Source organism: Flavobacterium sp. N2038, from assembly GCF_025947185.1.
Classification (GTDB): Bacteria; Bacteroidota; Bacteroidia; order Flavobacteriales; family Flavobacteriaceae; genus Flavobacterium.
Window position 1 is genome coordinate 4,588,923 of sequence record NZ_CP110001.1, and the last position, 25,677, is coordinate 4,614,599.

Genomic DNA, 25,677 nt, shown 5'->3' on the forward strand with positions numbered 1-25,677 from the left:
ACATTTTTTTTAAGAAAAACCTTTATAATAAAACAAAGAAATCTTAAATTCACGAACAATACCAGAGCAATCCATTTTATATTTGTTTATCAAAACCATTAAATCTTTTCCATTGAAAAAATTACTATACATTTCATTGTTAATAAGTTCAGTTATTCACGCGCAAAACAAAAGTTTATTTTGGGAAATATCAGGCAATGGTTTAACCAAAAACTCCTATTTGTACGGAACGATGCATGTTAATGAAAAAGTTTCTTTTCATTTATCTGATTCTTTCTTTAAGAATCTTCTTGGATCTGATATTGTTGCGAATGAAAGTAATCCTGAAACCTGGGGAGAACTTAATGATCTGATGAAAAACAATGATTATAATCTTTATTCAAAATTCTATACAGCGTTTTATTTATTTCCTGCAAGCAAGGAGACTATCAAAGATATTTTTACCAATGATAATAGTAAATACTTTAAAAATATGTTGTCCGGAGCAGAAGGAGATCAAGCCGATTTTCAGGAGAATACTGTTCTGGATATGTTTATTTTTCAAACCGGAAAAAAATATAAAAAAAGAATTGCAGGACTAGAAAATGCAAAACAATCCATGATTTCCATTCTTGAAGTAATAGATGATGAAGCAAAACCAAAAGATGAGAATAAAATTGCTTTAATGAAGATCCTGAAAAACAGAAATCCAACAGAAGTTCTCAAAGAGTATTACCGAGAAAAAGACATTGTAATGCTGGACTCTATTTATAAATTACTTTTCTCAAAAAAAGCGCACGATGCACTGATTGTAAACCGAAATAAAGTAATGACCAAAAGCATTGATTCTATTGCCAAAACAGGAAGTTTGTTTTCTGCTGTTGGAGCAGCTCATTTGGGCGGAAACGAGGGTATCATCGAGCTTTTAAGACAAAAAGGATACAACGTAAAACCCATAATAGATAACTTTACTGAAACGGGAAAGAACCAGAAAAAAACAATCGAAGCTTATTTTCCAAATCCTAATTTTACTATTACTTCTACAAAAGATAAAATGCTGCAATTGCCGTTGTATAAAACGACAATCGAAGATAATGTAAGCTTAGGATCTCCGGATTTTACAAATGGCGGTGCTATAACAATTAAACGCATTCCTTTAAACTTTTTCCTAAAAAACACTGATAGCCAATATCAGGCAAAATCTTTAGACAGTCTCTTTTTTGAAAAAATTGCGGGAGATATTCTTGAGAAAAGTTACTTCGAACAACCAAACTATTCTGGATATGATATAAAAAATGTGACTAAAACCGGAAATAGTCAGCATTCAAAATTTTTCATCACTCCATTAGAAATCATTTCTGTTTCGATGACCGGGCCTGCAAATTACGTTCGTCAATATGAAAATGAAGTCTTTAACAATATTAAAGTAAAGCCTTTTAAAAATGAATGGGAAAAAGTAAAACCTCTGAAAGGCGGTTTTGAAGTAGAGATTCCGTCTTTTAATTTTGTTTTTGGAAATGGTACCGAAAAAGAAACAGATATCGATATTCAGGCTTATGACAATCAGGAAAAGAGTTATTATTTTTTAAGAGAGAAAACACTAAATGATACCGAAAGCTTAGAGGACTCTGAATACGAACAAAAACAAATCCATTATCAGTTCTACTTACAACAAGATCAGGATTCGACGACAGTAGACTACAATAAAGCTGAAAATTCAGTTGTTTCTTCTTCGAAAATTGGAAATCGCAATATGAAGCTAAAAACAATTATTGCCGGAAATAAATATTACTTATTGGGAACCGTTAATTCTTCTGAAGCAAATACAAATCGATTTTTTAAATCGTTTACCGTTACGCCTTTTAATTACAGATCAAAGACCAAAATATTTAAGGATTCAATAGCAAATTATAAAATCGAAATTCCTGAAAAAGAAAATGAAAATTTATTTTTAAAACTAAAAACAAAGCAATATCAATCTAAAAATATTTTTGGAGCATCTACCAAATTTCAGGTTTTTAATTCTGAAGCTGATCGAAAATTCAATCTGAGATATTACAAATACCCAAAATATCAGGAAAATCAGCCTATCGATACAGTTCAAAAAATGCTTACAAAACAATTTTTAAACCAATACGAAACAGATTCTGAAGAAAACTACTATGAAGATGGAAATGAAAATTATGAAACTTCGACCTCTTTGCTTAATCCTGAATTGTTTGTAAAAAAGGGATTTTCGGGATCTCAATGGAACAAACTTCTTCTGAACAAAAAAGATAATTACGAATTTTTAAATAACAGCACCATATTTAATAAAGAAAACGACAGTTATGTTATTGAAGCATTGGTTTCTAAACCTAATGCAACACAAGCTATTAAATACAAAGCATTGTATAAAAACAACACTTATTATTTACTAAACACTTTGGTTGACAGGAATTACAAAAATGATGATCCTGCAATCGAAAAAACTTTTGGTTCATTGGATTTTATTGAAAATATTAAAAGTAAAACCAATGAAAATAAAATCAGTCTTTTTATAGAAGATGCTAAAAGCACGAAAGACACTATTCGTTACTCAGCCTTGAACTCTATAAAAAATCTTGACATTTCAAAAAGTGATTTCGAAGTTGTGACAAACTTTATCAATACTTTCAATTTTAAAGAAAGCGAAACTGATGCTATAACGTCACTTTTAGAAAAAATAGGAAAAACAGATGACGAAAGAGTTATTCCGTTTCTTGAAAATTACTACAAAAAGGAATCAATAAAAACAGATGTACAGATTAGTATTTTAAAAAGTATTTCATATCAAAAAACAAAAGCTGCATATAAAAAAATTAAGGAATTACTGGAATTCGACCTTCCTATTCCGGATAATCAATACGAAATTGGCAGTCTTTTTTATACATTTATAAACGATGCAGAAAACAGTAAGGAATTATTTCCTGAAATTTTTCAGTATTACAGCATAAAAGAATATCATAATCCGATTATTAATTTTTGCAATACTCTTTTTGAGAAAAAATTAATTTCAGTAAACAAACTAAAAGCATTCAAAAAAATAATTCTTACCAACACAAAGTTAGAATACAAAAGAGTAGCAAGCTGGAATCAAAAAAACAAAATTAATGACAAGACCGAAGAAAATGAAAACGAAATAATTGCTTTTACAGACACTACAGCATCATTAGACGATTTAATCAATTATACCACTTTAGTATATAATTACATTGATGACAGTGCTGTAAAAGAGATTCTGAAAAAAATAAAAAATCTTGACATCCCTGAATTAAATATAGAACTGGCCAGATTAGGCATTACTCATAATGACTTATCATCCTCTGAAATTACTGGATTTTTAAATGATCCCAAAACACAATTTGCTGCTATAAATTTACTTTCAAATCAAAACAGAAAAGATTTAATACATTTTACAGATGACGAGATTTCAAAAGCTGCCGTAATCAATTTTCAAGATCTTTCAAAAAAAGACTCGATTTCTTTACTGGAAAAGAAAATTGTTGAGAAAAACGGAAAAGAAATCTCACTCTATTTCTATAAAATAAAACGAAAAAATAAAGAAATTGACGTGGCCAAAAGCCAATTATATACCATTGGTTTTATCAATGAAAATGGAAAGATAAATCCGCTTGCATACAAGGCAATTAATCTGAAGCAAATTAATGATGGTGATGAAGATTTAGACAAAAAATACAAGCTTGTTATTGCTGAGTTTTTAAATTCAGAGCATTTGAGAGCTAGTTTTGAAAAAGAAAAAGAGAATAATGATACAATTCTAGATGAATATTAAATTCATATTTACGTTAAAATAATTAACTTTGAATACACAGATTTTGTAATATGTTTAAAACCAGAAAAGAAATTGTCTTTGTAATTCTTGCAGGAATTTTTATAACTAATGCCGTTGTCGCCGAATTAATTGGTGGAAAACTTATTCAGATTGGACCATTTGTAATGAGTATCGGAATTTTGCCCTGGCCTGTAGTTTTCTTAACGACAGATTTAATTAATGAGTATTTTGGCGAAAAAGGAGTAAAAAAACTCTCTTTTATCACAGCATGTTTGATTGCTTATGCTTTTTTAATACTCTTTATGGCCATTATAATTCCGGCCGCAAAAGGAATAAGTCCTGTAAATGACGACCAATTTAAAGCGGTTTTCGGTCAAAGTATGTGGATTATCGTAGGTAGTTTAATTGCTTTCATGATTTCGCAATTAATAGATGTTAGCGTATTCTGGTTTTTTAAAAACCGGACTGGTGATAAAAAAATATGGCTCAGAACTACGGGATCAACAGTTATCTCGCAGTTGTTTGATTCTTTTATTGTTCTCGGAATTGCCTTTTGGCTGCCGGGAAAAATTGATTTTGAAACTTTTCTTTCATCTGCTATAGTTGGTTATACTTTTAAATTATCAATAGCTATTTTATTGACCCCTTTAATTTATGCTGGCCATCATTTGATAAAAAAGTATTTAGACGAGGGTTCTCCAAACAAAGAGTAAAAAAACATTTGGATCATGAAAAAATTTAATACGATTATTTTATTCTCCATAACCTGTTTCTTATTTAGCTGTGGTAATGAAGAAAAAAAGCAGCCTAAAAAAATCATTACACCTGTTAGTGTTTTAACACCGGCCCCGACAAAAGTCAATCGATCAGTTTCGGCAAAAAGTATCACTGTGCCAAAAGAAATTGAATCACAAAAAGTAGTAAATAAAGAAACTGCTTTTGCCGTAAAAAACAGTATCAATATTACAACACATCTTCCTAATAAAACACCCCAAAAAGAGCCTGAAACAATAGATATAAAAAAGAAAGCAAACGAAGAGTTGTTGAATTTTGTCAATGTTCGTAAAATATTAGACAAGTGTAAAATGGGGCAAACCTTAACCCAAAAAGAATTAACTCAAAGCTTTGAAATTCCTGAAGAAGCTGTTAAACTTGTTAAAAGTGTCACTAAAACAGCAGAAAATGAATTAGCTGTAAAATGGCAATCGACCTGGCTGGTTGAAAAAGTTTCTGATGCCGAACTGGAAGACGGTAAAATGAAAGTAGTTTTCAGAGCCAACAAAATGTATACATCAGGAAAAGCTATTGGCATTAAATATAACAGAAAAATCTACAACAATCTAGTGATCGTTGGGCGTTCAGCCTATATTCCCAGTGTAAAAGGATATAGCTGGCAAATTGGAAAATAATGGAAAACACAAATACTATTCGATGTGGCTGGTGCAACGCCAGTGATTTATATAAAAGATATCATGACGAAGAATGGGGTATTCCTGTTTACGATGATCCAACTATTTTTGAATTTCTAATTTTAGAAACTTTTCAGGCTGGCTTAAGCTGGATTACAATTTTAAATAAAAGAGAAAACTTCAAGGTCGCTTTTGATAATTTTGATTATAAAAAAATTGCCAATTATTCTGAAGATAAAATTGAAGAATTACTTCAGGACACTGGTATTATTCGAAACAAACTTAAAGTGAAATCTGCCGTTTCAAACGCTCAGGCTTTTATAAAAATCCAGAAAGAATTCGGTACTTTCTCAGAATATATATGGAAATTCGTAGACGGAAAACCTATTGATAACACCCCCAAAACATTAAGAGATGTTCCAGCAACCACTCCAATTTCTGACGCAATCAGCAAAGATTTAAAGAAAAGAGGTTTTAAATTTGTCGGCTCAACTGTTATTTATGCACATATGCAGGCAACGGGAATGGTCAATGATCATATTCAAGACTGCTTTACCCGAAACAACAAATAATTACCGTTTTGGAGCAACGTTTAAAGCTTTCAGAACCTCAAACCTGAAACTTTTTTAAACTTTAAACAAAATTTTATTACATTTGCTTCACACTTTAGGGGTGTCTACAACTTGTAGGCTGAGATTTTACCCTCTGAACCTGATCTAGTTCATACTAGCGTAGGGAAAAGTAAGATGACTTCTGCGCGCATTTTTATGCGTTCTTGTAGCCATTCCTAAAGTATAACTCTATACTAATAAGAAGGAATGGAACTAAAAATCAATCAACAAACCAAACATTTCAATGTTGAATCGCTAAGCGTTCAATCATTGCTCGATCTCGAAATTCCGCACAAACAAAACGGAATCGCCGTTGCTATTAACAACACCGTTGTTCCAAAAACCAAATGGAACGAATTCCTCGTACACGAAACTGACGAAATTTTGATTATTTCTGCTACGCAAGGCGGATAGAATTTAAATTCCAAAAAATATCCCGAGGTTTCGGGAACAAATTCCAATTATATACTGGACGTAGACGCACTGCTGTGCGCCTCTACAATAACTCATAACTTATAACTCATAACTTCTTTTCCTATGACTACAGAAGAACAAATATCCAGAACCCCATTTCCGAATTCTAAAAAAATATATATAGATGGCGAAATTCATCCTATAAAAGTGGCGATGCGTGAGATTCATCTTAGCGATACGAAACTTTCAAACGGTAAAATCGAAAAAAATCCTCCCGTAACTGTTTATGATACTTCTGGTCCGTACACAGATCCAAATATTGAAATTGATATTCGAAAAGGATTGCCACGCTTACGCGAAAGTTGGATTCTGAATCGAAAAGATGTTGAAATTTTAAGCGAAATCACTTCAGATTACGGTCAAAGCCGATTACGTGATGAAAGTCTGAATCATCTTCGTTTTGAATATTTACATCAGCCAAAAAGAGCTAAAAAAGGCGCTAACGTAACGCAATTGTATTACGCTAAACAAGGAATTATTACGCCTGAAATGGAATATATTGCGATTCGTGAAAATCAACGTATTGAACTTTTAAACGAACAAACCAAAGCCATGCAATGCCAACACAGCGGTCACAGTTTTGGAGCCAATACACCTAAAAGTAAAATCACTCCGGAATTTGTACGTTCTGAAGTTGCATGCGGAAGAGCCATAATTCCAAACAATATTAACCATCCTGAAAGCGAGCCCATGATTGTTGGACGTAATTTCCTGGTAAAAATTAATGCTAACATTGGGAACAGTGCTGTAACTTCAACTATTGAAGAAGAAGTTGAAAAAGCAGTTTGGGCTTGTCGCTGGGGAGCTGACACTATTATGGACTTATCAACTGGAAAAAACATTCATGAAACCAGAGAATGGATTATTAGAAATTCTCCCGTTCCAATTGGTACTGTTCCTATTTATCAGGCATTAGAAAAAGTAAAGGGTGTCGCCGAAGATTTAACCTGGGAAGTTTTCCGGGATACCTTAATTGAACAGGCAGAACAAGGCGTTTCTTATTTTACCATTCATGCCGGAGTTTTGCTTCGCTACATACATTTAACTGCAAATCGTGTTACCGGAATTGTTTCCCGAGGCGGATCAATTATGGCAAAATGGTGTTTATTTCATCATAAAGAAAACTTTTTATATACTCATTTTGAAGAGATCTGCGAAATTATGAAGCAATATGACGTTGCTTTTTCTTTAGGAGATGGCTTACGCCCGGGTTCAATTGCCGATGCGAATGATGCTGCTCAGTTTGCCGAATTGGAAACTTTGGGAGAATTGACAAAAATTGCATGGAAACATGATGTTCAGGTTTTTATTGAAGGTCCTGGTCACGTCCCAATGCATATGATTAAAGAAAATATGGACAAGCAATTAGAGCATTGTCATGAAGCTCCGTTTTATACTTTAGGACCATTAACAACAGATATTGCGCCAGGTTATGATCATATTACCTCTGCAATTGGAGCTGCAATGATTGGTTGGTATGGCTGTGCCATGTTGTGTTATGTAACCCCAAAAGAACATCTTGGCCTGCCAAATAAAAAAGATGTAAAAGACGGCGTTATAACTTATAAAATTTCAGCTCACGCTGCAGACTTGGCCAAAGGTCATCCTGGAGCACAATATCGCGATAATGCTTTGAGTAAAGCCCGTTTTGAATTCCGTTGGGAAGACCAGTTTAATTTGGCTTTAGATCCTGATACAGCAAGAGAATTTCACGATGAAACACTTCCTGCAGATGGTGCAAAAGTGGCGCATTTCTGTTCAATGTGCGGTCCAAAATTCTGCTCTATGAAAATATCACAAGAAATTAGAGATGTCGCCGCAGCAGAAAAAGGAATGCAGGAGAAATCAGAAGAATTTATCGAGCAAGGAAAAGAGATTTATATTTAAGAACATAGAGTAAAGAGAATAGAGTATAGAGAATAGACATAAAGACAAATGATTGTAATTACAAATCCTTCTGCAATTGCCAACGAAATTAGCATTATTGATTCTTTGTTTGAAGAAGGATTGTCTTTACTTCATATTCGGAAACCAGATTTTTCAGAATTAGAAATGGCACAGTTTATTCATCAGATAAAATTAGAATATAGGGCTAATTTGGTTTTGCATCATCATCACGATTTAGCAGAAGATTTTGGTATTGAACGTTTTCATTTTTCCGAAAAAGAAAGAAAACGCATCTATGATTCTCCTGCAAGGTTTTTAAAACCTTGTAGGTATAAAAACAAATCTAAATCAACATCAACTCATTCCGTCGAAGATTTTAATTCTCTCAGAGATGGTTTTGATTACGCCTTTCTAAGTCCAGTTTTTAAAAGTATTTCAAAGGAAAATTATGAGCCAAAAGCAGATCTTTTTGAAACATTAAAATCCAGAACAAATTATAAAACAAAAGTTGTTGCTCTTGGTGGAATTGATACTCAAAACATTCAGGAAATCTTTGAAAAAGGTTTTGATGAAGTCGCACTTTTAGGAAGCATATGGAATAGTAAAACCCCTTTAAAACAATTTAAAATATGTCAGCAGATCGTCCTTTCGTACTTACAATAGCCGGTTTAGATCCTTCCGGAGGCGCAGGTATTCTGGCTGATGTTAAATCATTTGAGCAGCATCAGGTGTATGGTTTTGCCATTACAACTGCAAATACCATCCAGACCGAGAATAAATTTTATGAAATTCAGTGGACGAATTTAAGTTTTGTAATTCGATCCATTGAAACGTTGTTTTTGAGTTACAAAATAGATGTGGTTAAAATTGGAATAGTTCCCACTATACACTATTTAAACCGAATTCTTTCAACCATAAAATTACTCTCACCATTAACACAAATTGTCTGGGATCCGGTCTTAAAATCTACTACCGAATTTAATTTTATGAACCTTGAAGACCTTTCAGATTTAAATAAAGTTTTATCTAAAGTCGACTTGCTCACTCCTAATTATAAAGAAATTGAGGTTTTGTTTCCTGATTTCTTTTCGAAAAAATCATGGTTTGAAAATGAAATCCCCACTAATATTTTATTAAAAGGCGGACATAATCAAACCGCAACCGGAACTGATCGTTTATTTCTAAAAAATGAAGTTTACGATCTTTTACCAACAAACAAAGAATGCTCAGAAAAACACGGCTCCGGTTGTGTACTTTCTGCCGCAATTGCCGCAAATCTTGCATTAAATCAAACTTTACCCGAAGCTTGTAAAAATGCCAAAACCTACATAGAAAAATATCTAAGTTCAACTTCAACACTCATAGGATATCATTATGTACAATAAACTGCAATATATTTCACAAGGAAATACAATCGAAGAGCAATTATACAACATTCAACAGGCACTTGATGCCGGATGTGATTGGGTGCAGATGCGGTTTAAAGATCAGTCAGCTAAAAGTACTTTCGCCTTAGCAGAAGCGGTAAAATTTTTATGCGAAGAATACTTGGCCAATTTTATTGTAAACGACGATTTGTATCTCGCTCAGCAAATTGCTGCAGACGGGGTTCATCTAGGACTTTCGGATATGAAAATCGATGAAGCCCGCGCCATTTTAGGCAATACCAAAATAATTGGAGGAACAGCCAACACCTTTGAAGACATTGAAAATCACGTAAAAAATGGATGTGATTACATTGGTCTGGGGCCATTTCGGTTTACCAGTACAAAAGAAAAGTTAAGTCCAATTTTAGGCTTATCAGGATATTTTGAGATTCTTCAAAAACTAAAAAAGAATAAAATCAAGGTTCCGGTTTTTGCCATTGGAGGCATCACATTAAAAGATATAAATCCGTTAATGGAGACTGGAATCTACGGAATTGCAGTTTCCGGGATCATTACGGAAAGTGATGAAAAAGAAAAATTAATTCAACAACTCAACGAAAAACTATATGCAAACGTCATTGTTTAATATTGGAGATAAAACTTTAACCTCCCGTTTGTTTTTAGGAACAGGGAAATTTGGCTCAAATGAAGAAATGGAACAAGCCATTTTAGCTTCAGAAAGCGAGTTGGTAACGGTCGCCCTAAAACGCATAGATCTCGAAACGGATACTGATGCTATTCTTTCTCATTTAAAACATCCAAAAATCAATTTACTACCCAACACATCGGGAGCACGAAATGCAAAAGAAGCTGTTTTTGCAGCACAATTAGCACGTGAAGCACTTGAAACCAATTGGGTAAAATTAGAAATTCATCCAGATCCAAAATACTTAATGCCGGATCCACTTGAAACTTTAAAGGCTACGGAAGAACTAGCTAAGCTGGGATTTTTTGTTCTGCCTTACATTCATGCTGATCCTGTTTTGTGTAAACATTTAGAAAATGCAGGAACTACTGCTGTAATGCCTTTAGGTTCACCCATTGGGAGCAATAAAGGCTTAAAAACGATAGATTTTCTAGAGATTATAATTGAACAAAGTAATGTTCCGGTTATTATCGATGCTGGAATTGGCGCTCCTTCGGATGCTGCAAAAGCTATGGAAATTGGTGCTGATGCTGTTTTGGTTAATACTGCAATCGCTGTTGCAGGAAATCCAAAGTTAATGGCCGAAGCATTTAAGGAAGCCGTTATTGCAGGAAGAAAAGCTTTTGAAGCCAAAATAGCCAATCAACAAAATTATGCTGTTGCCTCTAGCCCTTTGACTTCATTTTTATATGATTAATTTTAATTTTCTCGCAGATTTGGCAGATTGAGCTGATTTATTTGAATTAAATCGTATAAAAAATAATCTGCACGATCTATGAAATATTTAAAAAAGTAAGAAATTTCATTAATTTTGATTTAGAAAATTTAAATCAAAATTATGTCAGAAAATGAAATTTCATATAAAGTTAGAGGTGCAATTTTTAAAGTTTATAACACTCTCGGTCCTGGATTATTAGAGTCCGTGTATGAAAGTGCCCTTCATTATCAATTAAAAAAAGATGGATTAACAGTAATTAAACAAATTGATTTACCTGTGAGATATGATGATATTTATTTAGATATAACTTTCAGACTAGATCTTTTGGTGGAAGACAAAGTAATCTTAGAATTAAAATCAGTAGAAGAGATAAAACCTATTCACTTTAAACAATTAAATACATATTTAAAACTGACTAACAAAAAACTTGGATTATTAGTCAATTTCAACTGCTCTAATATTCTTGAAAATATCCATCGTGTAGTTAATAAAATTTAATCTGTATAATCTGCAAAATCTGCGGGAAACAAAATAAAAACAATCCAATGAGCACATTCAAATCTATTTTTGAACAATATAATTGGGATAAAATTCAAACCAAAATATACAAGACCACATCAAAAGATGTCGAACGAACTTTGGTAAAAACCAAATACAATCTTGATGATTTTTTGGTATTAATCTCCCCTATTGCCCAAAATTATTTAGAAGAAATGGCGCAAAAATGCCATGAAATCACTAAAAAACGTTTCGGAAAAACGATTCAGATGTATGCACCGCTTTATTTAAGCAACGAATGTCAAAATATTTGCACTTATTGTGGTTTTAGCTTAGACAATAAAATCAAAAGAAAAACACTTTCTGACACAGAAATAAAACTCGAGGTCGAAGCTTTGAAAGTTGCAGGCTTTGATCACGTTTTATTGGTTACCGGTGAAGCAAATTACACTGTCAATATCAATTATTTCCTGAATGCAATTGCTTTAATAAAAGATAATTTTTCGATTATTTCTGTTGAAATACAACCACTGTCTACAGAAGAATATGAATGTTTACATGAAGCTGGAGTTTACTCCGTTTTAGTTTATCAGGAAACCTATCATCAGGAAGTTTACAAAAAATACCACACTAAAGGCAAAAAATCAAATTTTGATTTTAGACTGGAAACCCCGGACCGAATTGGAACCGCAGGAATTCATAAAATTGGTTTAGGCGTTTTATTAGGTCTGGAAGACTGGAGGACAGATAGTTTTTTTAATGCTTTGCATCTTGATTATCTTCAGAAAAAATACTGGCAGACCAAATATTCTGTTTCTTTCCCTCGCCTGCGTCCCGCTGAAGGAATTATCGAACCTAATTTTATTATGGATGACAAAGATTTGACGCAGCTTATTTGTGCGTATCGCTTATGGAATGAAGATCTCGAAATTTCAATCTCGACCCGTGAAAATGAAAAATTTAGAAATAATATCATTCCAATTGGTGTTACAAGTATGAGTGCTGGTTCTAAAACAAATCCGGGTGGTTATGTCGTGGATCCCCAATCTTTAGAACAATTTGAAATCAGCGATGAACGCTCTGTAGAAGAAATTGCCAAAATCATCAAAAATGCTGGTTATGAACCGATCTGGAAAGATTGGGACAAAGCGTATAGTCTAAAGTTTGAAAGCCTAAAGTCATAAAGCCTAAAACTTCCTCATATAATTAATTTCAACCCTATTCAAAGACTTTCGACCTTCGACTTTTCAACTTTAAGACTAAAATTAAATGAGTATTATACAAGAATTCCTTCGATACAACAGACAAACTATTCTTCCTGAAATTGGAGATGAAGGTCAGGAAAAATTAAAAAAAGCACGAGTTTTAGTAATTGGTGCAGGCGGTTTAGGCTGTCCTATTTTACAATACATTGCAACTGCTGGAGTTGGTTTTATCGGTATTATGGATTTTGATACAATTGAAATTCACAACCTACACAGACAAATTTTATACACCGAAAATGAAATTGGACAACAGAAATCCATTGTCGCACAAAAAGTAGTTTCAAAATTGAATCCGTTGATTGAATCCGTTGCAATTAATGAAAAATTAACTTCAGAAAATGCAGCGCAAATTATAGAACAGTTTGATATCATCGTCGATGGTTCTGATAATTTTTCTACTCGTTATTTGGTTAACGATACTTGTGTTACACTAAAAAAGACTTTAGTTTATGGCAGTATTTTACGATTTGAAGGACAAATTGCCGTTTTTAATCATAAGGGAAGTAAAAACCTACGCGATTTATTTCCGGAAATGCCAGATCCAAAAGAGGTTCCCAATTGTAATTTAAATGGCGTATTAGGAACTCTTCCGGGAATTATTGGAAATATGATGGCACATGAAACGCTAAAATTAATTCTCGAACTGCCTTCTTTAAAAAACGAATTAGTAATTTTTAATACACTAAACTGGAGCTTTACAAAGCTAAATTTCTAAAAAACAACCTCATCACCAACGCTAATAAATCCACTATTTAAGCTCACAATATTAGTTCCAAATAATACAGAATTATTAACATTTCGGTATTTACTTAATGTTTTTAAAGGTTCCTTCTTAATAACCCCTCTCTCAGGATCATTATTAACCATAATGCATCTTCCACAGGGTTTTATGTTTTTAAACTGAACTTCTCCAATTTTAAAGGTAGTAAAATCATCTTCCTCATGAGCATTTTGACTACTTAAGACTATATTAGGGCGGAATCTTTTTATTGTAATTTTCTCGTCTAATTTCTCATTCAAAAAATCAAGGCTTTTGCTTCCAATCAACAAATAAGGATAACCATCGGCTAAACTTACATTGAATGTTTCTTTTAATCTTGAACTTTCATGTTTACGACCACCTGCTTTTACTATTTTTACCAGTTTACAATCAATTCCTAAACGTTCGCTAAACCATTTAGAAGTTTGTGCGTTTACCTCAAAAACCTCGCTTTTATCCTCCCAAACATTTGAATCTATAGCTTTTTCCAGATATTCATTAATTAAAAATTCATGGGTTTGACCTTCAAAAGTAATTTTGATTTTGTCTTCTGAAATCTCAGGATAAAACTGACTCATCAGCGGATATTCACGTTGTGTAACATGAACATTGTCATTACCAATCAACATCCATCTTCGATCATTTTCAAAACCCATTTCTTCAGCAAGAGCAGAATTTAAGCTAATACCAGCTAAACTTTTTATGGGATAAATATAAATTTCTTTTACGCTATAAACTGCACTCATTTTTATTTACTGTTTAAAATGGACATAAACTCCTCGCGATCAATTTCGCGGCAACCTAAACTCTCTAAATGTGGATTGTAAACCTGACAATCCAGTACTTTATAATTTTCTTTTTGCAAATATAACGCTAAAGCAATGAAAGCTGTTTTGGATGCATTCGAAACCTTAGAAAACATACTCTCACCACAAAAAACATTTCCTAAATCAATTCCGTACAAGCCGCCTACTAAGTTTTCATCCAGCCAAACCTCAACAGATTTAGCTATTCCTTCCTCATTTAACTTACAATAAGCATTAATCATTTCGTCTGAAATCCAGGTACCTTCTTGTCCTTCACGCTTTATTTGCTGACAATTTGAAATTACTTCTTTGAAGTTTTTATTAAAAGTAATTTTAAACATTTTTCGATTTAGAATGTTACGCATACTTTTAGAAATTATCAACTCGTCCATAAACAAAACCATTCGGGGATCCGGAGCCCACCAAAGAATGGGTTCACCTTCATTAAACCATGGAAAAATTCCGCTTTTATATGCCAGTTTTAATCTATCTGGATTTAAGTCACCACCAATCGCCAAAATTCCCTCTTCATCAGCCTCAGAAACTGGAGGAAAAAATAAATTTTCTTTTAAATAATACATACTTTAAAATAATCAAATTTTAAATTGCTTCGTCAATTCGCTAGCGCTCGGGTCCAAATTCCAATTTTCAGAAGCTTGCCATTTATACAAATTACAGAACAAACTCTAAAATAAAATTCCAAATCCCAAAACATAGTAATGAATTGGAATTTGGAATTTAATAAATTGAAAATCTAACTTCTTAGAAAGGTAAATCGTCTGGTTCGTCGTCGTTTACGTTTGTAGCCGGAGCAAACGCTTCTGCTGCTGGCATTGCAGGTCCTTGCGCAGGAGCTTCACTTGCCAATCTTTCGATTCTCCAACCTTGAATACTATTAAAATATCTGGTTTCTCCTTGTGGATTAACCCATTCTCTTCCTCTTAAATTGATAGAAACTTTTACTGCCTCTCCTTGTTTATAGCTGCTTAATAAATCGCATTTATCTTGTGTAAATTCGATTAAAATATGCTGTGGATACTGCTCATCTGTAGTAACTACTAATTCTCTTTTTTTGAATGCAGCACTTACTTGTTGCTCAGGATTTACCACTTTTACTTTTCCTATAACTTCCATCTTCGTCTATAATTAATTATTGTTTCTTTTCTTATTTTTTAGCTAAAAGCACTTTCCAGGCCGATGCAATATCGTCATTATTCAGATATTTTTTGGCCTCTAAATGAATTTTTTCCTGATCGTCTGAGCTTAAAACTCCTTTCACTGAAAAATTTTCCTTCACAAATATACTAACTTCTTCCTTTGTAGGCAAGGCTTCTATATTTCCTAATTTTCCGAGGTCATTCCCATTAAACACAGGGCTTTCCTTGATAAAATTTGGAATTACATCTACTCCAACGCCCAAAGTTGTAAGTGGTTTTGGCACCTCAAAAAGTCCCTGATTAGATCTTGAATACCAATTTGCACCAAGTCTTGAAACCAAATCAATTTTATGCTGATCTATCCCTCCGTTTTCGTCCAGAATAGCTTCGTGAATATGAATTTTTACTACTTCACACAAAACCAAATTTCCCGCACCTCCTTCTGTTCCTAACGGAATAATCTGTGTAACCTTGCATTCAAACTGAACCGGAGATTCTTTAACACGATAAGGTTTTACCAAATCTGAAGGAATTTGTGTTAAACCCGCTTTTAAAAATTCGTTTACCCCCTCTGCATATTCCGTACTTGCCAGAGAAGTTTGTTGCACCAAATCATAATTCACTACATTAATCACTACCTCTTTTGTTGCTTCAACATTGATTAAAGTATGTTTCACCGTATTATCTCGAACGCGTCTTGCAGGCGAAAAAACCAAAATTGGCGGATTTGCACTAAATACATTAAAGAAACTAAAAGGAGATAAATTCGGAATTCCTTTTGCACTGATTGTACTGGCGAAAGCAATTGGCCTTGGCCCTATAGCACTTTGCAAATAGCCGTGTAATTTTGCCGTTGATATCTCTTTTGGATCGATACTAATCATAATTTTTCTTTTTAACCAAACCTCATTTTGGTAAATGCAAAAGTATAGAAATGGTTTAATTCGAAGAAATAGTTTAGGATATAAAAACAAAAATCTTTCAAGAACTGCAAAATATAAAATGCGTATATTTCGTTATATTTATACTTCAAAAATTAGTTTATGCACTTTTCTGAACGCAGAAATACAACTCGCTGGGTTATAATTCTTATTTCCTTTTTAATCATTACTTTGATTCTTTGGAACACCTATACTTTTTTCCAAATTTTCAAGAATGAAGAGCGTCTGAAAATGAAACTTTTTGCAAATGCACAAATTACAATCGTTAATGCTGATGAAAATACCGATGTAGAGCTGCCGCTTCAGATTTTTAGCAATAACACTTCGATTCCTGTTGTACTAATGCTTTATGACAATGTGGTAAGTTCTAAGAATGTTCCTGATGAAATTTTGAATGACAGAAAAAAACTAAAAACTTTTTTAAAGAATTTAAGAAATGAAAATGAACCCATAACTTTTGAGTATGCCCCAGGAAAATACCAAAAACTGTATTATGGTAACTCGGCATTACTCAATAAGCTAAAATATTACCCCATTGCCTTACTGCTAATTGTATTTCTTTGTGTTGCTTTAATTTATAATTTTTACAAAAGCACTAAGATGGCCACGCAAAATAAACTGTGGGCTGGTATGGCAAAAGAAACAGCACATCAAATAGGTACACCCTTATCTTCACTAATTGGCTGGATTGAAATTTTAAAAACAGAGAATATTGATTCATCTATTACCTCAGAAATTGAAAAAGATATTGATCGCTTACAGACCATTACGGATCGTTTCTCAAAAATTGGTTCTGTGCCTGTATTAGAAACTCACGATATTGTTTCGGAAACTTTACATGCATTTAAATATTTGCAGTCCCGTTTTTCAAAACAAGTTGCTTTTTCTTATCACATACCTCAAGATCCAATTCTGGTGCAAATCAACCCGATTCTTTACAGCTGGACAATTGAAAATCTGGTAAAGAATGCGATCGATGCAATGAAAGGAAAAGGATCTCTTGAACTGCAAATTGAACAAGATTCTAATCACGTAAAAATAAATGTAAAAGATTCCGGATCGGGAATTCCAAAAAAACAATTCAAAACTATTTTTGAAACAGGTTTTACCACTAAGAAAAGAGGCTGGGGATTAGGACTTTCTTTAACAAAGAGAATTGTGGAAGAATATCATAAAGGAAACATTAAAGTTTTGCATTCTGAAATAGGAAAAGGAACTACATTTCAGATTACTTTAAATAAAAAAATGCAGTAAAATTAATTACTGCATTTTTTATTCTTTTATCAGGTTGAGCGAAGTCAAAACCTCTACAAATTTGCCTGAATACTTTTGGCCAGATCTTCAAACTCTTCTTTAGAAAGAGACACTTTATTATGAAAACGCATTTCATCCATATGATTTAAAGGTATCAAATGCACATGTGCATGAGGAACCTCTAATCCTACGACAGCTATTCCAACTCTTTTGCATGGAACTGTTTTTTCCAGAGCTATTGCAATTTTCTTAGAAAACTTCATTAAACCTAAATACAGTTCGTCATCCATATCAAAAATCTTATCGATTTCTTTTTTTGGAATACATAGTGTGTGTCCTTTTGCATTTGGATTTACATCTAAAAAAGCCAAAAAGTTTTCATCTTCAGCGATTTTATATGCAGGAATTTCTCCGTTTACTATTTTAGTGAATATACTGCTCATTGTTTATTGTTTAATCGTTCATCCGTTTAACCGATTAAACAAATAAACGGTTAAACAAGAAAAAAATTTAGTCTCTTGAGATTTCAAGAATTTCAAATTTCAAAACACCATTTGGAACTGTAATTTCGGCTACTTCTCCAACAGATTTTCCTAGTAAACCTTTTCCAATAGGAGAAGTTACAGAGATTTTTCCGGTTTTCAAATCAGCTTCACTTTCAGCAACAAGGGTGTACTTCATTTCCATTCCGTTGCTTTGGTTTTTGATTTTCACATTAGATAAAACCAAAACTTTCGAAACATCTAATTGTGATTCGTCTATTAATCTGGCATTAGAATACACTTCTTCCAGTTTAGCAATTCTCATTTCTAATAAACCTTGCGCTTCTTTTGCTGCATCATATTCTGCGTTCTCAGACAAATCACCTTTATCTCTTGCCTCTGCTATATCTTGAGATGCCTTTGGACGCATTACACTTTTTAAATGCTCCAACTCATCCTTTAATTTTTTTAATCCTTCTGCGGTATAATAAGATACTTTACTCATAACTTCATCGTTTACATAAATAGAAAAAATCCCATCGGGACGGGATTTTGTAATACAAATATACTATTATTTTTAATAGTACATAATTATATGTTAATCATATAAAAATCAAATCTAAATAATTTATTTTTGTTTCACTAATTCGTATTTAAATAAATGAAAAAAATCTGGCTCTTAATCGTCTTTGTTTGTGTACTTTCTGCTTGCAGTGACAACGAACGCAGTAACAAAAATCCTTACATTCCAAACTATCCTGTAAATCTGTCTGTAGATATGAATCTACCGGCTTATTCTAACCTGAAATTTGTAAGTAATGGCGTTATTGTTCCAAATTTTGGCGCAAAGGGAATTATTATTTTTAATGCAGGGAGCAATTACACCGCTTTTGATGCTGCATGCCCCAATCAGGAAATCAATTCTTGCGTTGCGATGACCATTGATGGTATAAATGCAGTGTGTTCTTGTGATAAAGAACAGTATAGCTTGTTTACCGGACTAGGAAAAAAAGAATATCCTTTAAAACAATATAAGGTTGAAGTTATTGGATCTGTGATTCATGTCTATAATTAAGAAACTAAAATAGCCTGAAAGTATTAAACTTTCAGGCTATTTTTAGCTTTTTTGAATTCTCTAAAACTTCAACGTCAGACCGGCCAGAAAGTTAATTCCTGCCTGAGGGTAATAGTACGGATAAACATCCCACATATATCCGTTTGAAACATACTTTTTATCCAAAATATTATTTACCATACCTGTAATCATAATTGATTTGAAAACAGATTTTGGTTTTATTTCATAAGATACATTCAAATCGTTTACAAAATAATCAGCCAATTTTGCCGATGGCAATTCAATATTATTCATGTATTGCTCGCCAACATACTTTTGCAATAACGAAATATGCAAACTCTCAAGTGGGCTGTACACTATTATATTTCCTGCAATGACTTCTGGAGAATAGGCAATTTTTGTAGTTCCGTAATATTCTCCTTCTACAGCTAAATCAACATTTTTGTTACTGCTTAACGTAAAATTAGGTCGAACAATAAATTGTTCCGAAAGCTTCATTGTGGCATCAAATTCAAAACCTAAACGATAACTTTTATCAGTATTTGCACGAATTGGTGAACCAACATCGTCTAATCTTCCAGTTAAGATCAACTGATCTTTGTATGCCATATAATAGATATTAGAATTTAACTGGAATTTTTCTGAGTTAAATCTCCAGCCTAATTCAAAATCATTCAATTTTTCCGGCTTTACATTTCCACCTTCATAATCTGTTCTGTTTGGCTCACGGTTAGCGCGCGCATAAGAAAAATACAACGTATTTTTTTGATTGATCTCGTAATTTAAACCTGCCTTTGGGTTAAAGAAATTAAAGTTGTCATCTACCAAACCTGTTTCTGCACTGTTAGCTTTATACTTAACATTTCTATATTGCAAATCGCCATAAAAACTCAGTTTTTCTGTAAACTGATAATTGGCTTTTGCAAAAATATTTCCATCTGTTTTTGTCGAGAAATCATCATAGTAATGATCTCCCAACTCTGATGCTGCAGAAAATCTTGCCCAAATTACTTTTCCAAAATGATCTCCTTCATATTTATTCCAGCCTCCGCCAAAAATAACATCCAGTTTTTCATCTTTATATTTTACCGAAAAAGTTGTTCCGTAAAAATCATTATCCAGCCATTTTTGACGAATTAAATCGGTTCCCGGAACTAAGTCTCCATTGCTGTCTTCGACCATTTTTGTTGGCTCAATTGGTCCGTATCCAGCGACAGGTTCATCGTATTTATAGTTCTCATAATATCCTTTTCCTTTTATGTAATGAAAAGCCAGATTACTGCTCCATTTATCAGAAAAAGATTCACTCCAATGCAACTGATAATGATCTTGCTGGTAATTATCCGTTTCATTGTTATAAAACTGAACATTTCCAGCCTCATCTATATATTTTCCTGCTGAATTGTAAGTACGATTTGTATTTAACGTTTCGGCATCAATTCCGTTCCAGGACTGGTACGTTTTTTCGGTTCCGCCAAAAACCAATGCTTTAATTAATGTTGTTTTGCCCACATAAGTTCCCTGAAGAAAATACGATTTTAAGTTAGAACTCGCTCTGTCTACATAACCATCAGATTTGATTCTTGACAAACGTCCTGCAAGTTCAAAATGATCATTTAATAAACCTGTACTGAATTTTACAGTATTTTTATTTGAGTTGAAACTTCCGTAAGAACTTGAAATTTCTCCTGTTGCTTTAGATGCATAACTATCTGTCAGCATATTCAAACTTGCTCCAAAAGCCCCTGAACCATTGGTAGAAGTTCCTACTCCGCGCTGTAATTGCAAGCTTTCTACAGAAGAAGCAAAATCGGGCATGTTTACCCAGAAAGTTCCCTGACTTTCAGCATCATTATATGGAATACCGTTTATAGTCACGTTTACTCTTGTAGCATCACTTCCACGAACACGGATTCCGCTATAACCAATTCCGGTTCCGGCATCAGATGTTGTAACTACAGAAGGAAGATAATTCATTAAAGTTGGAATATCTTGTCCTAAATTTCTATATTTAATTTCTTTTTTATCCATATTACTAAAAGTAACAGGCGTTTTTGTAGTCACACGAACTGCAGAAACCAATACATCATCAAGTTTATTGACTTTGGTTGAATCCTGTTCTTGTGCATTAGAGGAAATAGAATAGGAGAAAGAAAATAGGAGAAAGAAAATAAATTTAGTTCCGGCTGCATTTTGAACCTTAGAACCTTTGTACCTCTGTGCCTTAGCACCTAAAAAAAAAGTTTTCATTCGTAAAGAATTACGAATAAAAGGGGGAATTATTCTTTTGTTAAATTAATAAAATGTTTCACGACAAAATAAAGTGTGCACGCTCGATAGTATCGTTTTTTCCCTTAGCAACATTACTCGCTCAGGTTCTTTGGGTATGATCTCAGCTCGTTATTTGGAGCACCCCTTTGAGACAGTGCAAATGTAATGTTAAAAATTACAAAAATCAATGGCAATTGCAAAAATCAAATTTGAAATTCCAAATTCAAAATTCCAAAAACTCACTTTTTAAATTAGTCTTCTTGGAATTTACAAAATTGGTCTTTTATTCCAAGTTAGGTTTTCTTCTGGATTGTTTTAGATCCGAAACATTCTTTTTATCCTTGATACGCTTTTTAATTACCGATTTTGGAATCTTTGTCGCTTTTCTAACTTTAGGCACAAACAATCCTTTCTTTATAATTTCTAAAAAACGTTTTACAACAATCTCTTTGTTTTTAAGCTGACTACGATCTTCGTCACAATTTAAGATTAAAACATTTTCAGAAGTTAAACGAGCTGCAATATTAGTTTGCAAAAGTAGTTTTTCCTCAGCAGATAAAGCTTCCGAAGCATTTAAATCAAAAGACAAAACGACTTTTGAGGAAACTTTATTCACATTTTGTCCGCCAGCACCACTACTGCGAACGGCTTTAAAAGCTAATTCTGATATGATTTTATCGCTATCCATTATTGTGGCTGATGTGCCGCTTTTAGTAAATCATTTACTGTTTTTACAGGATTAAAAGTAATCAAAGGCACGGCAACAAAAACAGTTAACCAGTTTGCCATAGAACCATTCCACAACCCCGGCAATTCATAATTTTTTACCGATTTTCCATCAATACTTTTCTCAACAATAAATCCCGCTTTCTGATCAACATACTGAAGTAAATTGAACTTTTCGTTTTTATAATTTTTAATTCCGCAAACCAAATCTACGGGATTAAAATGCGTTGCTTCTGCTAAAATTTTACGTTGCTTTTTGTCGGTCAAATCAACTTGTGAAGTTTCTACAATTTGTAATGATTTTACTCCTTCATCATTCAAAACCCAAAACGGTCCACCGCCAGGTTCTCCTTCATTTTTAACCATTCCGCAAACACGAATCGGTCTATCCAGAAGTTCTTTAATCTTGCTTATTTTATTTTCAAAAGTAAACTTATCAAAATCACCACTTACCTCAACATTTATCTGCTCATGTAAAAAAACAACAATTTCTTCTAAGATAGCTTCATTGACCTCATTTTTGTCAATCGCTATCAAATATGAAAAAACTTTTTGCTGTACTTCTATCAAAACACCCGCTAAAGCCTTTTTATACAATGTGATTTGATCAATATGATTTTGAATTACATTATCTATGTTTTTAATAAAAATCACATCTGCATCAAGATTATTCAGGTTTTCTATAAGAGCACCATGTCCTCCTGGTCTGAAAATCAAATTGTCATTTTTGTCTTTTACTAATTTATCTTTTGAATCTATAGTAATAGAATCAGTAGTTTTACTTTGATAAGAATAACCAATGTTGATTTTTATATCTGATGGCCCTTCAATTTTTTCCCTTACCTCATCAACACTATGATAAAACAAATCCTGATGGTTTTCTGAAACTGTAAAATGCAAATTAGAAACTTTTTTTGAAGTGGCATAATGTACACATTCATTCAGATGTTCTTCGATTGGATTTGCAATATGGGCTTCATAAAAATGAAATGGCAAAACGGCCTTAGGTTTGTTTGCAAAGTCAAAATAATCAGGAGACAATAGTAATTTTATAAAATAATAATTTTTATAGTCTCTTTCTAAGGTTTCAAAATCAGGATAAACTTCTCTTAATTTCTCGTCAATTGTTTTAAAAAATGGAAATTTCTCCATTCCAACAATAAAAATGGCTAGCTCTTTATCTTTTTTCCGATTGATGTAAGCATTAATCGTCTCTTTTTGAATATCAAAATCGTTCAGAAATGCAATTAAAAATTTAAACATTCTGGTTGCAGCACCAGAAGCCGGAACAAATTTCTTAATTTTTAATTTTTCTTTCTGACGATCAAAAAAAACTGCTTTTTCTTCAAAATCAATTTCAGATAAACTTAAAATTCCATTACCAATTGTCGCAGGATTTATTAAATTACTCTTTGTAATTCCATTTTTAAAAGCTTCAAGTTGTTTTAAAATACTTTCAAAAGGAATTTCCCGCTCATATATCTGAATAAAATCTGCAGACGAAAAACCATGCTGTTTAGCAATTGCCAAATTATTTATAATAGCAGTTGCTTTTGCCAAACGACTTTCTTTATTACCTGACAAGGTTATAAAAGGTTTGTTAGTATCTATCAAAGTTTGTTTAAAAACAGAAAACACTGTCTCTCTTCCTTCGGGAGTATCTCTAAGATCATCTTTTTCCCAGGGAACATCAATATCAGTAAGAAAAAACAAATCGTATTCATGTTTCAATGCAGCCTCATTTAAATGTGGATCACAAAAACCATAATACATTTCAGAAAAAACTTTAGTTACCATTAAATTGGTATCACAAAACAAGTATTTTTTTGCTGCAGCAAGCTTTTTATTTTCTAAAGCAACTTGTCCGTATGCAATAGGCATCATATCATCAGCTACACAAATATGCTGGTTCTCCTCCCATTTTTCTTGCAAATAATCGCGTGCAAACTCAGGAACCCACTCGGTTTCGTAGTAATCTGCAAGTTGTGTTGCCAAAGTTGTTTTACCTGTACTTTCAGGTCCAAACAAAGCAATTTTTATGATTGTTGTGTTTTGCTGTTTAAGATTTTTCTCCATTCTAAATAAGCTGAAATAGCTAAAATTGTAAAAATTAAATATTGAAGTGACAGCATCCCTAAGCCACGATAAGCGTAAAGAGGTACAACAATAATGTCGCCAATAATCCAAAGTGTCCAGTTTTCGATTTTTTTCCTGGCCATATACCACATTCCCGCAAAAAATATTCCAGACGAAATCATATCGACATAATTGTCTTTTTTGATTTCGTAGTCAAAATATTTATAAATCCCGAAAACTACAAAAACAGTTACAAAAAACAGTACGATTCCAATTAATTTTTCATTAAAACTTGTACGAGTAATTGGCAAATTATCTTCTACAGTTCCTCCTTTTGCCCAAACATACCAACCGTAAATACTCATAATCGAGAAATATCCATTTATAATCATATCACCAATGTAACCGGCAACATATAATAGATAAACAGAAATTACAGTTGCAATTAATCCCGTCGGATAAACCCAAATGTTTTCTTTTTTGGCAAACCAAACACTTAAAATTCCGCAAACAAAGACTAAAAACTCTAAAGCAATGTGCCACAAAGGAGCATTCCTATAACTGTCTAGAAAAAAATCAATCATGATTCACATTGTTTTTGGGTTATTTACGATTCAAAAAAATGACTGTCATTTTCAAAAGCAGTTCCAATAACTACTAAATCTGCTCCTGCATTGTATGCTTTTTGAATTGCGTGCAAATCTACAATTCCTCCTCCAACAATTATAGGAATTTCGATATTTTGCGCAATTAACTCTATCATTTTCAACGGAACCGCATTTTTTGCTCCACTACCCGCCTCTAGATATATTAATTTATTCCCCAACATCTCTCCGGCCTGAGCAGTTGCCAATGCCAAATCAAAATTTTCACGATTTAATGGTTTTGTTTTACTGACACGTGCCACTGCAGTTTCATTACCACTTTCAATCAAGATATAACCTGTAGAAATAACCTCTACCTTTGTTTTTTTTAAAATCGGAGCAGCCTGAACCTGGTACTCTATTAAATAATCCGGATTTCGTCCAGACAACAAAGACAAAAACAAAATAGCATCTGCCTGAGGTGAAATTTGAGACGGATCTCCCGGAAATAAAACAACTGGTAAATTTGTACTTTGTTTTAGTTCTGCAATTAAATCTTCTAAAATAGTAGTCTGAACAATACTTCCTCCAACAAAAATGTGAGTTGCAGGAGACTGATTTATTTTAACTAATAAATCACCTAACTTCTCCATCGCAATTTTGTCAGGATCTAAAAGTATGGCCAATAATTTTTGACCTTTACTTTTTGCTTCCAAAATCTGCTGATGTATATTAATTTGTTTTTGCTGCATAGTGGGCGTAAAAGTAAAAAGATTTTTAACGCTGATGAACTATTTGGAATGAATTATATTTGTAT

Annotated in this window: 26 protein-coding genes and 1 riboswitch; of the genes, 15 read left to right on the top strand and 11 right to left on the bottom strand. The window is 33.0% G+C overall.

The window, feature by feature from the left end:
• Positions 1-112: 112 nt before the first annotated feature.
• The 13 genes from OLM51_RS20040 to OLM51_RS20100 all read left to right on the top strand — a co-directional run bounded on the left by OLM51_RS20040 (position 113) and on the right by OLM51_RS20100 (position 13,443).
• The gene (locus OLM51_RS20040; protein WP_264552336.1) at positions 113-3,793 is read left to right on the top strand and encodes a TraB/GumN family protein; all 3,681 of its coding nucleotides are present in this window, start codon (positions 113-115) and stop codon (positions 3,791-3,793) included.
• Positions 3,794-3,843: 50 nt separating this feature from the next.
• A complete protein-coding gene (locus tag OLM51_RS20045) occupies positions 3,844-4,506 on the top strand; it encodes a queuosine precursor transporter (protein WP_264552337.1) in 663 nt (220 codons plus the stop codon).
• Positions 4,507-4,521: 15 nt separating this feature from the next.
• Positions 4,522-5,202, top strand: a complete 681-nt coding sequence (locus tag OLM51_RS20050; RefSeq protein ID WP_264552338.1) for a hypothetical protein — start codon at positions 4,522-4,524, stop codon at positions 5,200-5,202.
• Positions 5,202-5,774 (top strand): DNA-3-methyladenine glycosylase I, encoded by a 573-nt coding sequence (locus OLM51_RS20055; protein WP_264552339.1) that lies wholly within the window; start codon positions 5,202-5,204, stop codon positions 5,772-5,774. The genes OLM51_RS20050 and OLM51_RS20055 overlap by 1 nt, the downstream gene beginning before the upstream one ends.
• 86 nt (positions 5,775-5,860) lie before the next feature.
• A riboswitch (TPP riboswitch) is annotated at positions 5,861-5,957 on the top strand.
• A 63-nt stretch (positions 5,958-6,020) separates the two neighbouring features.
• On the top strand, positions 6,021-6,227 hold the full coding sequence (gene thiS / locus OLM51_RS20060) for a sulfur carrier protein ThiS (RefSeq protein WP_264552340.1): 207 nt from the start codon (positions 6,021-6,023) through the stop codon (positions 6,225-6,227).
• A 123-nt stretch (positions 6,228-6,350) separates the two neighbouring features.
• Positions 6,351-8,174, top strand: coding sequence for a phosphomethylpyrimidine synthase ThiC (thiC, locus tag OLM51_RS20065; RefSeq protein ID WP_264552341.1), 1,824 nt, complete (start codon positions 6,351-6,353; stop codon positions 8,172-8,174).
• Between the two features lie 48 nt (positions 8,175-8,222).
• Entirely contained in the window at positions 8,223-8,837 is a 615-nt protein-coding gene (locus tag OLM51_RS20070) for a thiamine phosphate synthase (protein ID WP_264552342.1), read from the top strand.
• Positions 8,804-9,559 carry a bifunctional hydroxymethylpyrimidine kinase/phosphomethylpyrimidine kinase gene (locus OLM51_RS20075; RefSeq protein WP_264552343.1) on the top strand — a complete coding sequence of 252 codons (756 nt, stop codon included), beginning with the start codon at positions 8,804-8,806 and terminating at the stop codon, positions 9,557-9,559. Before OLM51_RS20070 ends, OLM51_RS20075 begins: the two co-directional genes overlap by 34 nt.
• Positions 9,549-10,187, top strand: coding sequence for a thiamine phosphate synthase (locus OLM51_RS20080; protein WP_264552344.1), 639 nt, complete (start codon positions 9,549-9,551; stop codon positions 10,185-10,187). The genes OLM51_RS20075 and OLM51_RS20080 overlap by 11 nt, the downstream gene beginning before the upstream one ends.
• Complete coding sequence (locus OLM51_RS20085) at positions 10,168-10,944, top strand: thiazole synthase (protein WP_319799961.1); 777 nt, start codon at positions 10,168-10,170, stop codon at positions 10,942-10,944. Before OLM51_RS20080 ends, OLM51_RS20085 begins: the two co-directional genes overlap by 20 nt.
• Positions 10,945-11,085: 141 nt before the next feature.
• Positions 11,086-11,463, top strand: a complete 378-nt coding sequence (locus OLM51_RS20090) for a GxxExxY protein (protein WP_264552345.1) — start codon at positions 11,086-11,088, stop codon at positions 11,461-11,463.
• A gap of 47 nt (positions 11,464-11,510) precedes the next feature.
• On the top strand, positions 11,511-12,647 hold the full coding sequence (gene thiH / locus OLM51_RS20095) for a 2-iminoacetate synthase ThiH (protein ID WP_264552346.1): 1,137 nt from the start codon (positions 11,511-11,513) through the stop codon (positions 12,645-12,647).
• An 85-nt stretch (positions 12,648-12,732) separates the two neighbouring features.
• A complete protein-coding gene (locus OLM51_RS20100) occupies positions 12,733-13,443 on the top strand; it encodes a HesA/MoeB/ThiF family protein (RefSeq protein WP_264552347.1) in 711 nt (236 codons plus the stop codon).
• Here the strand turns inward: OLM51_RS20100 and OLM51_RS20105 are convergent.
• The 4 genes from OLM51_RS20105 to OLM51_RS20120 all read right to left on the bottom strand — a co-directional run bounded on the left by OLM51_RS20105 (position 13,440) and on the right by OLM51_RS20120 (position 16,335).
• Positions 13,440-14,234 carry an MOSC domain-containing protein gene (locus tag OLM51_RS20105; protein WP_264552348.1) on the bottom strand — a complete coding sequence of 265 codons (795 nt, stop codon included), beginning with the start codon at positions 14,232-14,234 and terminating at the stop codon, positions 13,440-13,442. The two genes, OLM51_RS20100 and OLM51_RS20105, sit on opposite strands and share 4 nt — an antisense overlap.
• 2 nt (positions 14,235-14,236) lie before the next feature.
• The gene (gene aat / locus OLM51_RS20110; RefSeq protein ID WP_264552349.1) at positions 14,237-14,875 is read right to left on the bottom strand and encodes a leucyl/phenylalanyl-tRNA--protein transferase; all 639 of its coding nucleotides are present in this window, start codon (positions 14,873-14,875) and stop codon (positions 14,237-14,239) included.
• Positions 14,876-15,056: 181 nt separating this feature from the next.
• Positions 15,057-15,428: a DUF3127 domain-containing protein gene (locus OLM51_RS20115; RefSeq protein ID WP_213254790.1), complete on the bottom strand. Its 372-nt coding sequence runs from the start codon at positions 15,426-15,428 to the stop codon at positions 15,057-15,059.
• 31 nt (positions 15,429-15,459) lie between these two features.
• Positions 15,460-16,335 carry a flavin reductase family protein gene (locus OLM51_RS20120; RefSeq protein ID WP_264552350.1) on the bottom strand — a complete coding sequence of 292 codons (876 nt, stop codon included), beginning with the start codon at positions 16,333-16,335 and terminating at the stop codon, positions 15,460-15,462.
• Between the two features lie 159 nt (positions 16,336-16,494).
• Between OLM51_RS20120 and OLM51_RS20125 the strand changes: the two genes are divergently transcribed.
• On the top strand, positions 16,495-17,646 hold the full coding sequence (locus tag OLM51_RS20125) for a sensor histidine kinase (protein WP_264552351.1): 1,152 nt from the start codon (positions 16,495-16,497) through the stop codon (positions 17,644-17,646).
• A gap of 53 nt (positions 17,647-17,699) precedes the next feature.
• Here OLM51_RS20125 and OLM51_RS20130 read toward each other — a convergent pair whose 3' ends face one another.
• Both OLM51_RS20130 and greA read right to left on the bottom strand, forming a co-directional pair.
• Positions 17,700-18,089: an HIT family protein gene (locus tag OLM51_RS20130; protein WP_264552352.1), complete on the bottom strand. Its 390-nt coding sequence runs from the start codon at positions 18,087-18,089 to the stop codon at positions 17,700-17,702.
• A gap of 67 nt (positions 18,090-18,156) precedes the next feature.
• On the bottom strand, positions 18,157-18,633 hold the full coding sequence (gene greA, locus OLM51_RS20135; protein ID WP_053472608.1) for a transcription elongation factor GreA: 477 nt from the start codon (positions 18,631-18,633) through the stop codon (positions 18,157-18,159).
• A 156-nt stretch (positions 18,634-18,789) separates the two neighbouring features.
• Between greA and OLM51_RS20140 the strand changes: the two genes are divergently transcribed.
• Entirely contained in the window at positions 18,790-19,203 is a 414-nt protein-coding gene (locus tag OLM51_RS20140) for a Rieske (2Fe-2S) protein (protein ID WP_264552353.1), read from the top strand.
• Positions 19,204-19,263: 60 nt separating this feature from the next.
• Here the strand turns inward: OLM51_RS20140 and OLM51_RS20145 are convergent, their stop codons facing one another.
• The 5 genes from OLM51_RS20145 to OLM51_RS20165 all read right to left on the bottom strand — a co-directional run bounded on the left by OLM51_RS20145 (position 19,264) and on the right by OLM51_RS20165 (position 25,612).
• Complete coding sequence (locus OLM51_RS20145) at positions 19,264-21,453, bottom strand: TonB-dependent receptor (protein WP_264552354.1); 2,190 nt, start codon at positions 21,451-21,453, stop codon at positions 19,264-19,266.
• A 304-nt stretch (positions 21,454-21,757) separates the two neighbouring features.
• Positions 21,758-22,162, bottom strand: a complete 405-nt coding sequence (gene arfB / locus OLM51_RS20150; protein ID WP_264552355.1) for an alternative ribosome rescue aminoacyl-tRNA hydrolase ArfB — start codon at positions 22,160-22,162, stop codon at positions 21,758-21,760.
• On the bottom strand, positions 22,162-24,276 hold the full coding sequence (locus tag OLM51_RS20155) for a DUF4301 family protein (protein WP_264552356.1): 2,115 nt from the start codon (positions 24,274-24,276) through the stop codon (positions 22,162-22,164). The genes arfB and OLM51_RS20155 overlap by 1 nt, the downstream gene beginning before the upstream one ends.
• Positions 24,237-24,860 carry a nicotinamide riboside transporter PnuC gene (gene pnuC / locus OLM51_RS20160; protein ID WP_264552357.1) on the bottom strand — a complete coding sequence of 208 codons (624 nt, stop codon included), beginning with the start codon at positions 24,858-24,860 and terminating at the stop codon, positions 24,237-24,239. The genes OLM51_RS20155 and pnuC overlap by 40 nt, the downstream gene beginning before the upstream one ends.
• A gap of 23 nt (positions 24,861-24,883) precedes the next feature.
• Entirely contained in the window at positions 24,884-25,612 is a 729-nt protein-coding gene (locus OLM51_RS20165; protein ID WP_264552358.1) for a geranylgeranylglyceryl/heptaprenylglyceryl phosphate synthase, read from the bottom strand.
• Positions 25,613-25,677: the final 65 nt, after the last annotated feature.

What these genes read in the sequence shown, in the direction of transcription:
- OLM51_RS20045 (WP_264552337.1), top strand. Translation starts at nt 3,844, where the DNA reads ATGTTTAAAACCAGAAAAGAAATTGTCTTTGTAATTCTTGCAGGAATT.
- OLM51_RS20050 (WP_264552338.1), top strand. Translation starts at nt 4,522, where the DNA reads ATGAAAAAATTTAATACGATTATTTTATTCTCCATAACCTGTTTCTTA.
- OLM51_RS20055 (WP_264552339.1), top strand. Translation starts at nt 5,202, where the DNA reads ATGGAAAACACAAATACTATTCGATGTGGCTGGTGCAACGCCAGTGAT.
- thiS (WP_264552340.1), top strand. Translation starts at nt 6,021, where the DNA reads ATGGAACTAAAAATCAATCAACAAACCAAACATTTCAATGTTGAATCG.
- thiC (WP_264552341.1), top strand. Translation starts at nt 6,351, where the DNA reads ATGACTACAGAAGAACAAATATCCAGAACCCCATTTCCGAATTCTAAA.
- OLM51_RS20070 (WP_264552342.1), top strand. Translation starts at nt 8,223, where the DNA reads ATGATTGTAATTACAAATCCTTCTGCAATTGCCAACGAAATTAGCATT.
- OLM51_RS20075 (WP_264552343.1), top strand. Translation starts at nt 8,804, where the DNA reads ATGTCAGCAGATCGTCCTTTCGTACTTACAATAGCCGGTTTAGATCCT.
- OLM51_RS20080 (WP_264552344.1), top strand. Translation starts at nt 9,549, where the DNA reads ATGTACAATAAACTGCAATATATTTCACAAGGAAATACAATCGAAGAG.
- OLM51_RS20085 (WP_319799961.1), top strand. Translation starts at nt 10,168, where the DNA reads ATGCAAACGTCATTGTTTAATATTGGAGATAAAACTTTAACCTCCCGT.
- OLM51_RS20090 (WP_264552345.1), top strand. Translation starts at nt 11,086, where the DNA reads ATGTCAGAAAATGAAATTTCATATAAAGTTAGAGGTGCAATTTTTAAA.
- thiH (WP_264552346.1), top strand. Translation starts at nt 11,511, where the DNA reads ATGAGCACATTCAAATCTATTTTTGAACAATATAATTGGGATAAAATT.
- OLM51_RS20100 (WP_264552347.1), top strand. Translation starts at nt 12,733, where the DNA reads ATGAGTATTATACAAGAATTCCTTCGATACAACAGACAAACTATTCTT.
- OLM51_RS20105 (WP_264552348.1), bottom strand. Translation starts at nt 14,234, where the DNA reads ATGAGTGCAGTTTATAGCGTAAAAGAAATTTATATTTATCCCATAAAA.
- aat (WP_264552349.1), bottom strand. Translation starts at nt 14,875, where the DNA reads ATGTATTATTTAAAAGAAAATTTATTTTTTCCTCCAGTTTCTGAGGCT.
- OLM51_RS20115 (WP_213254790.1), bottom strand. Translation starts at nt 15,428, where the DNA reads ATGGAAGTTATAGGAAAAGTAAAAGTGGTAAATCCTGAGCAACAAGTA.
- OLM51_RS20120 (WP_264552350.1), bottom strand. Translation starts at nt 16,335, where the DNA reads ATGATTAGTATCGATCCAAAAGAGATATCAACGGCAAAATTACACGGC.
- OLM51_RS20125 (WP_264552351.1), top strand. Translation starts at nt 16,495, where the DNA reads ATGCACTTTTCTGAACGCAGAAATACAACTCGCTGGGTTATAATTCTT.
- OLM51_RS20130 (WP_264552352.1), bottom strand. Translation starts at nt 18,089, where the DNA reads ATGAGCAGTATATTCACTAAAATAGTAAACGGAGAAATTCCTGCATAT.
- greA (WP_053472608.1), bottom strand. Translation starts at nt 18,633, where the DNA reads ATGAGTAAAGTATCTTATTATACCGCAGAAGGATTAAAAAAATTAAAG.
- OLM51_RS20140 (WP_264552353.1), top strand. Translation starts at nt 18,790, where the DNA reads ATGAAAAAAATCTGGCTCTTAATCGTCTTTGTTTGTGTACTTTCTGCT.
- OLM51_RS20145 (WP_264552354.1), bottom strand. Translation starts at nt 21,453, where the DNA reads ATGAAAACTTTTTTTTTAGGTGCTAAGGCACAGAGGTACAAAGGTTCT.
- arfB (WP_264552355.1), bottom strand. Translation starts at nt 22,162, where the DNA reads ATGGATAGCGATAAAATCATATCAGAATTAGCTTTTAAAGCCGTTCGC.
- OLM51_RS20155 (WP_264552356.1), bottom strand. Translation starts at nt 24,276, where the DNA reads ATGGAGAAAAATCTTAAACAGCAAAACACAACAATCATAAAAATTGCT.
- pnuC (WP_264552357.1), bottom strand. Translation starts at nt 24,860, where the DNA reads ATGATTGATTTTTTTCTAGACAGTTATAGGAATGCTCCTTTGTGGCAC.
- OLM51_RS20165 (WP_264552358.1), bottom strand. Translation starts at nt 25,612, where the DNA reads ATGCAGCAAAAACAAATTAATATACATCAGCAGATTTTGGAAGCAAAA.